We start from the raw sequence: 7,204 nt of genomic DNA, 5'->3' as shown, positions 1-7,204 counted from the left end.
GATTATGACTGAAATCGTTGCAGATAAAACGGTAGAAGTAGTTAAAAACGCAATCGAAACTGCAGATGGAGCATTAGATCTTTATAATAAATATCTCGATCAGGTCATCCCCTGGCAGACCTTTGATGAAACCATAAAAGAGTTAAGTCGCTTTAAACAGGAGTATTCACAGGCAGCCTCCGTTTTAGTCGGCGATATTAAAACCTTACTTATGGATAGCCAGGATAAGTATTTTGAAGCAACCCAAACAGTGTATGAATGGTGTGGTGTTGCGACGCAATTGCTCGCAGCGTATATTTTTCTATTTGATGAGTACAATGAGAAGAAAGCATCCGCCCAGAAAGACATTCTCATTAAGGTACTGGATGACGGCATCACGAAGCTGAATGAAGCGCAAAAATCCCTGCTGGTAAGCTCACAAAGTTTCAACAACGCTTCCGGGAAACTGCTGGCGTTAGATAGCCAGTTAACCAATGATTTTTCAGAAAAAAGCAGCTTTTCCAGTCACAGGTAGATAAAATCAGGAAGGAAGCGTATGCCGGTGCCGCAGCCGGTGTCGTCGCCGGTCCATTTGGATTAATCATTTCCTATTCTATTGCTGCGGGCGTAGTTGAAGGGAAACTGATTCCAGAATTGAAGAACAAGTTAAAATCTGTGCAGAATTTCTTTACCACCCTGTCTAACACGGTTAAACAAGCGAATAAAGATATCGATGCCGCCAAATTGAAATTAACCACCGAAATAGCCGCCATCGGGGAGATAAAAACGGAAACTGAAACAACCAGATTCTATGTTGATTATGATGATTTAATGCTTTCTTTGCTAAAAGAAGCGGCAAAAAAAATGATTAACACCTGTAATGAGTATCAGAAAAGACACGGTAAAAAGACACTCTTTGAGGTACCTGAAGTCTGATAAGCGATTATTCTCTCCATGTACTCAAGGTATAAGGTTTATCACATTTAAAAACACAGACGTTTTTTAAAGATTGAGAGTTACCTGTTGATAATAAGGTATCGGGTAACTCTCATTATGACAGAGCGCTTTCAAAAACAGGGCTACGAAATGGCGAGCATCCAGACGTATATTAAGAAAGCCCCCATCAACATCTATTAAATTTATCACTGCGCCCAGTCAGGTTTATTTAAGATATGATCCTGCCAGTCAATCACTTCTGATTCTTTCACTGCGATATGACGCACAGAGATACGTTCACCATGCATTGCCGCTTTCGAACCAGTAAGTAGCGGATGCCACGCAGGTAAATCTTTACCTTCCGCCAGCAAACGATAAGCGCAGGTCATTGGCAGCCATTCGAATGTTGGCAGATTTTCACGGGTTAATTTAATGCAGTCGGGTTCAAACTCGAAACGACGTTCGTAGTTCCGACATTGACAAGTTTTAATATTGAGCTGGCGACAGGCGACGTTAGTGAAGTAGATTTCGTCGGTGTCTTCATCCATCAGTTTATGCAGGCAACACTGACCGCAACCATCACACAACGACTCCCATTCCGCATCGCTCATTTCGTCCAGGGTTTTACTTTGCCAGAAAGGTACATCGCTCATCAGGTGTTCCGCCATTACGTTAAAACGCACCTTATAACCAGTCTGGCACAGCGATGCAAGTTTTGCCGCCGCTTTCAGGCGGCAAAAAGTATTACAAAACGCGAGTTGTCAAAGAATGCCCATCGAAAGTGACTGTCAGCTCATCACCGCTTTGCAACGGGCCGACGCCATCAGGCGTGCCTGTCAACACAACGTCACCGGCCTTGAGGGTAAAAAACTTGCTCATATAAGCGATCAACGGAACGATTTTATGGATCATGTCCGCAGTCGTACCTTGCTGGCGTTGTTCGCCGTTTACGCTCAGGCCCAGCGTTGTATTTTGTGGATCGCCGGTAAATTCCGCCGCGGGGATAAACCCGGAAAGCGGACAAGAGTTATCAAACGCTTTAGCCTTTTCCCACGGCTGCCCGGCTTTCTTCATTTTTCCCTGAACATCACGCAATGTCAGATCAAGCGCCACGCCGTAACCGGCAATGGCTTTGCGGACATGCTCTTCCGTTGCCTGACGCAGCGTCGCGCCAATCAACACCGCCAGTTCGACTTCATGATGAACTGAACCGAAATCGGATGGGATCGCCAATGGCTGCCGCAGATCGCACAGTGCCGTTTCTGGTTTAATAAACAGCACTGGCTCTTCGGGCACTGCGCTGCCCATCTCTTTAATATGTTTGGCATAGTTACTGCCAACACAGACTACTTTACTCACCGGATAATCCAGCAGCGCACCTTGCCAGTTGTGATGTTGATACATAACGTTCCCCTCACCTTATCGTGGATATGAAAACCCGCGCCGACAAAGATAATGCCACCGCCGGATATCGGTTATTTGTTAGTGTCGTCTGTTTTCTGCCCCATGACGGAAAGATGTTGCTTCAGCAAATCTTCGGGTGGTGGCGGTAACTGCAAATAGTAACCTTGCTCGGTTAATGCCAGTTTAACCTTTTCAATATCAGCATTGACCAGTTTCTTGCGCCCATCCAGCGGCAGAATCATCGCTAACTGAGGCTGACCAAAACCTTTCATCAGTTCCTCAGGAACACGCGAAAAATCGTCTTTTTTTTCGACATATAAATAGGTCTGGTCACGCTTGCTGCTTCGATAAATCACACAAAACATACTTTTACTCTTTAAGATGCCAGGTTTTGGCATAAGCTAACATCAATGAAACCCGCGCCACAAGCCAGCCAGCTGTAGATTTCTGCGGTTTGTTGAGTCCATGCCCCTTTATAAGTAATCCCCCCGGCAAAAAATGCCGCGCCGGGATTTTACCGAACGCAGAAAAGCCACTGGAATTCTCCCGTAAGGGATTGTTATATTATAACAGTTCATCGTACTCATTCTGAACAGGAGACTACCAATGAAAATCAAGAGCATCAGTAAGGCTGTATTGCTGCTTGCACTGCTAACCTCCACGAGCTTTGCTGCGGGTAAGAATGTCAATGTTGAGTTCAGCAAAGGCCATAGCAGCGCTCAGTACTCCGGCGAAATAAAGGGATACGATTACGATACATATACCTTCTATGCCAAAAAAGGTCAGAAAGTGCATGTGAGTATCTCTAATGAAGGCGCTGATACTTACCTCTTCGGGCCAGGAATCGATGATTCAGTTGATTTATCCAGATATTCACCAGAACTCGATAGTCACGGACAATACTCACTCCCTGCTTCTGGCAAATATGAGCTGCGAGTGCTGCAAACCCGAAACGACGCCCGTAAAAACAAAACTAAAAAATATAACGTCGATATTCAAATTAAGTAAATGTCAACCGACGGGGACTCTCCCCGTCATAAACGTTAACGCCCCACTCCTCTCTGTCGCTCAAGAGGTTAATGACGAATAGCAGACAATGCCGAATAGAACATAATGTAAACAAGGCATCACTCACGACACATAAATAACATCTTTGTGGTGATTTGATTGATTTTTCCACTCCGCTTACCATCCACACCAAAATAACGATCATCACGACATAATTTTTCTTTAACATCGCAAAATACACCGTTAGCGAATGTAAATTCGCTGGGATCGTAGCCTTGTAATGATTGTAAGTTTTCAGCGGCTTTTTCGCCGAGATATTTCCTTGTTAACTCTGGGGAAATGCCATCTGAGTTCACACAAATATACGGGTCGCAAACAACGCCGCACGCCGGAGATTGAAGTCCGCCAGCGTCATGTCCAGACGCCATTGATGAGAACATCATCCCCACACCTGACAATCCGATATAAAAAATACGCATCATATTCATAGCACATCCTGATAATCCAACCGTACAACACTTATGCTCATTTCATCATCAATCCGTAATCAAAACCGCTGACCTGGACGAGTTACGATGACCTGACAGAAGTATCAGACGTCTTCTGCGGTTTCTATGATAGAGCAATTCTGTGGCGGATATTAAGATAACGGGTATCTGTTCTTTAATGATGCCGCAAAAAATGGAAAGTTAAGAAAGCCTGGCGTGGTGAAAAAATACACTTGCCTCAATACTGGATATTTAAACAGGTCTGGAGATGCTGTCACGATTAGGGTGCGGAAAAAGGAAGCGTAAATAAGAACAATCAAAAGTACGACGGCAATGGGTTGATTGACAAGGGTATTTTTTAAGCTATGAATCAGCGCCATTTATCACAGAATAGACTTTTACTCTGAATAAATGGGAGGGTGACTTGCCTCAATATAATCCAGACTATAACATGCCTTATAGTCTTCGGAACATCATCGCGCGCTGGCGATGATTAATAGCTAATTGAGTAAGGCCAGGATGTCAAACACGCCAATCGAGCTTAAAGGCAGTAGCTTCACTTTATCTGTGGTTCATCTGCATGAGGCAGAACCTAAGGTTATCCATCAGGCGCTGGAAGACAAAATCGCTCAGGCCCCCGCATTTTTAAAACATGCCCCCGTTGTACTCAACGTCAGTGCACTGGAAGACCCGGTAAACTGGTCAGCGATGCATAAGGCGGTTTCGGCAACCGGTTTGCGGGTTATTGGCGTAAGTGGCTGCAAAGATGCGCAACTTAAAGCCGAAATTGAAAAGATGGGGCTGCCTATCCTGACGGAAGGAAAGGAAAAAGCGCCGCGTCCAGCTCCCGCACCACAGGCTCCAGCGCAAAATACAACGCCGGTCACAAAAACGCGTTTAATAGATACCCCGGTGCGTTCCGGTCAGCGTATTTATGCTCCACAATGTGATCTGATTGTTACAAGCCACGTTAGCGCTGGGGCCGAATTGATTGCCGATGGGAACATTCATGTCTATGGCATGATGCGCGGTCGTGCGCTTGCAGGGGCAAGTGGTGACCGGGAAACGCAAATATTTTGTACGAACCTGATGGCGGAACTGGTGTCCATCGCAGGTGAATACTGGCTGAGTGATCAAATCCCAGCAGAATTTTATGGCAAAGCGGCGCGACTGCAGTTAGTCGAAAACGCTTTGACCGTTCAACCGTTAAATTGATCCCTTTTTAACAAGGAATTTCTATGGCACGCATTATTGTTGTTACTTCGGGCAAAGGGGGTGTTGGTAAGACAACCTCCAGCGCGGCCATCGCCACTGGTTTGGCCCAGAAGGGAAAGAAAACTGTCGTGATAGATTTTGATATCGGCCTGCGTAATCTCGACCTGATTATGGGTTGTGAACGCCGGGTCGTTTACGATTTCGTCAACGTCATTCAGGGCGATGCAACGCTAAATCAGGCGTTAATTAAAGATAAGCGTACTGAAAATCTCTATATTCTTCCGGCATCGCAAACACGCGATAAAGATGCCCTCACCCGTGAAGGGGTCGCCAAAGTTCTTGATGATCTGAAAGCGATGGATTTTGAATTTATCGTTTGTGACTCCCCGGCAGGGATTGAAACCGGTGCGTTAATGGCACTCTATTTTGCAGACGAAGCCATTATTACCACCAACCCGGAAGTCTCCTCAGTACGCGACTCTGACCGTATTTTAGGCATTCTGGCGTCGAAATCACGCCGCGCAGAAAATGGCGAAGAGCCTATTAAAGAGCACCTGCTGTTAACGCGCTATAACCCAGGCCGCGTAAGCAGAGGTGACATGCTGAGCATGGAAGATGTGCTGGAGATCCTGCGCATCAAACTCGTCGGCGTGATCCCAGAGGATCAATCAGTATTGCGCGCCTCTAACCAGGGTGAACCGGTCATTCTCGACATTAACGCCGATGCGGGTAAAGCCTACGCAGATACCGTAGAACGTCTGTTGGGAGAAGAACGTCCTTTCCGCTTCATTGAAGAAGAGAAGAAAGGCTTCCTCAAACGCTTGTTCGGAGGATAAGTTATGGCATTACTCGATTTCTTTCTCTCGCGGAAGAAAAACACAGCCAACATTGCAAAAGAACGGCTGCAGATTATTGTTGCTGAACGCCGTCGCAGCGATGCAGAACCGCATTATCTGCCGCAGTTGCGTAAAGATATTCTTGAGGTCATTTGTAAATACGTACAAATTGATCCTGAGATGGTAACCGTACAGCTTGAGCAAAAAGATGGCGATATTTCTATTCTTGAGCTGAACGTGACCTTACCGGAAGCAGAAGAGCTGAAATAAGCCCGCTGTAAAAACGCATTTATCTTCAAGGCAGAGTCATTTCTGCCTTGAGTTTTTCATCCCTCTCATCCACGTTGTGGTAAAGCGGCGAGTATTCTTGCTGATACTCCTCATTGCTATTTCCACCTCCCCCTTTACACCTTAAGGCTGTTCCCACGCACAGAACAAAATGTTTATGCCTGGTTGAGTAAATAACCCTGTTGTTAGTGTGGATATACTGGGAGATGATAACCCCGCAATTTCATTATTCATTGTTCTCCCATAGGATGAGGTTTCCCGCCGTAACTGGCGGGCTTTTTTTGCCCCAGAATTTTCTCTTTCAACATCCTGTAAACGAAAACTGCGCCGAAGCGCAGTTTAATCGTTGATGGTCAGAACGACCAGTTCACACCAGCCACCGCGTTCCACGGGGACTCCACACCGGCACCATGGCTATACCCCACCCCGAAATGCCCGCTTAACGTACTGCTGAATGAGGCTTTAATACCTGCCTGGTATATTCCACGTCTGCCCGACAAATCATTGACAAAATTACCGTCACTATTCACTTTCACCCGATTATCATCGACAAATTCTTTGCGCACAGCCGCCTTCAGGCAGGGTTCAATTTCCATACCGTTCCCCAGACGCATGTTGTAACTCAGCGTTGCACCCAGTTCACGATATATACTGCGGGTATCGACTGATTTCGATTCCATGCCATTGGATAAATGATAGTAGCGTCTAAGTGACCTAAGCTCTGCTGCAACATCAGCCCGCAGGCACCAGACCAGGGGATTCATCCTGAAGAGACAGCGCAGGTGTATTGTGTTCACCGCTCACCAAAGACATCATGATGAAATGATGATATCCCGCATAAGAAAGAGGCATTTTTTACACGCAGTGCGCTGAAGTGTAGTTGGATAAAAAATCACTCTTTTCAGATAATACTGTCGTACGCTTATCTTTCGACAATGAGGCCGTCGGCAAAATAAAATGACTAATGTAATCGTTGCTGATGAATATCTTCTGCTCACATAAAAATCACACAATAATATTGATAAATCAGATTATCTTACCTTTACAACA

General features: G+C 45.7%; 10 protein-coding genes and 2 pseudogenes. 5 read left to right on the top strand and 7 right to left on the bottom strand.

The window, feature by feature from the left end; translation table 11 throughout:
• Positions 1–4: 4 nt before the first annotated feature.
• Positions 5–915: pseudogene (hlyE, locus tag E0D98_RS19750) on the top strand (hemolysin HlyE).
• A gap of 206 nt (positions 916–1,121) precedes the next feature.
• Here hlyE and E0D98_RS19745 read toward each other — a convergent pair.
• The 3 genes from E0D98_RS19745 to E0D98_RS19735 all read right to left on the bottom strand — a co-directional run bounded on the left by E0D98_RS19745 (position 1,122) and on the right by E0D98_RS19735 (position 2,684).
• Positions 1,122–1,568, bottom strand: coding sequence for a YcgN family cysteine cluster protein (locus E0D98_RS19745; protein WP_001306825.1), 447 nt, complete (start codon positions 1,566–1,568; stop codon positions 1,122–1,124).
• Between the two features lie 91 nt (positions 1,569–1,659).
• On the bottom strand, positions 1,660–2,319 hold the full coding sequence (locus E0D98_RS19740; protein ID WP_000284277.1) for a fumarylacetoacetate hydrolase family protein: 660 nt from the start codon (positions 2,317–2,319) through the stop codon (positions 1,660–1,662).
• A 71-nt stretch (positions 2,320–2,390) separates the two neighbouring features.
• Positions 2,391–2,684, bottom strand: coding sequence for a YcgL domain-containing protein (locus tag E0D98_RS19735; protein WP_001297679.1), 294 nt, complete (start codon positions 2,682–2,684; stop codon positions 2,391–2,393).
• A gap of 241 nt (positions 2,685–2,925) precedes the next feature.
• On the opposite strand from E0D98_RS19735, the gene pliG reads away from it, so the two are divergent.
• Positions 2,926–3,327, top strand: coding sequence for a g-type lysoyme inhibitor PliG (gene pliG, locus E0D98_RS19730; RefSeq protein WP_000695223.1), 402 nt, complete (start codon positions 2,926–2,928; stop codon positions 3,325–3,327).
• Between the two features lie 119 nt (positions 3,328–3,446).
• Here the strand turns inward: pliG and E0D98_RS19725 are convergent, their stop codons facing one another.
• The gene (locus tag E0D98_RS19725) at positions 3,447–3,815 is read right to left on the bottom strand and encodes a YcgJ family protein (protein ID WP_001056831.1); all 369 of its coding nucleotides are present in this window, start codon (positions 3,813–3,815) and stop codon (positions 3,447–3,449) included.
• 519 nt (positions 3,816–4,334) lie between these two features.
• Here E0D98_RS19725 and minC point away from each other — a divergent pair.
• The 3 genes from minC to minE are packed head-to-tail and all read left to right on the top strand — an operon-like array spanning position 4,335 to position 6,136.
• Positions 4,335–5,030 carry a septum site-determining protein MinC gene (gene minC, locus E0D98_RS19720; protein WP_000072536.1) on the top strand — a complete coding sequence of 232 codons (696 nt, stop codon included), beginning with the start codon at positions 4,335–4,337 and terminating at the stop codon, positions 5,028–5,030.
• A 23-nt stretch (positions 5,031–5,053) separates the two neighbouring features.
• Positions 5,054–5,866, top strand: coding sequence for a septum site-determining protein MinD (gene minD / locus E0D98_RS19715; protein ID WP_000101055.1), 813 nt, complete (start codon positions 5,054–5,056; stop codon positions 5,864–5,866).
• A gap of 3 nt (positions 5,867–5,869) precedes the next feature.
• Positions 5,870–6,136, top strand: coding sequence for a cell division topological specificity factor MinE (minE, locus tag E0D98_RS19710; RefSeq protein WP_001185665.1), 267 nt, complete (start codon positions 5,870–5,872; stop codon positions 6,134–6,136).
• A gap of 371 nt (positions 6,137–6,507) precedes the next feature.
• Here minE and E0D98_RS19705 read toward each other — a convergent pair.
• From E0D98_RS19705 to ymgJ, 3 genes and pseudogenes are all read right to left on the bottom strand, one after another.
• Positions 6,508–6,852, bottom strand: a pseudogene (locus E0D98_RS19705) (autotransporter outer membrane beta-barrel domain-containing protein); the annotation flags it as partial.
• Positions 6,853–6,886: 34 nt separating this feature from the next.
• Positions 6,887–7,006, bottom strand: coding sequence for a hypothetical protein (locus E0D98_RS27420; RefSeq protein WP_001131446.1), 120 nt, complete (start codon positions 7,004–7,006; stop codon positions 6,887–6,889).
• Entirely contained in the window at positions 6,967–7,152 is a 186-nt protein-coding gene (ymgJ, locus tag E0D98_RS19700; RefSeq protein ID WP_001325743.1) for a protein YmgJ, read from the bottom strand. The genes E0D98_RS27420 and ymgJ overlap by 40 nt, the downstream gene beginning before the upstream one ends.
• Positions 7,153–7,204 lie beyond the last annotated feature (52 nt).

Source organism: Escherichia sp. KCJ4928, assembly GCF_004352695.1.
Lineage (GTDB): Bacteria > Pseudomonadota > Gammaproteobacteria > Enterobacterales > Enterobacteriaceae > ECMA0423.
The sequence above is the reverse complement of the archived record's forward strand: the minus strand, read 5'-3'. Positions and strand labels throughout refer to the sequence as shown.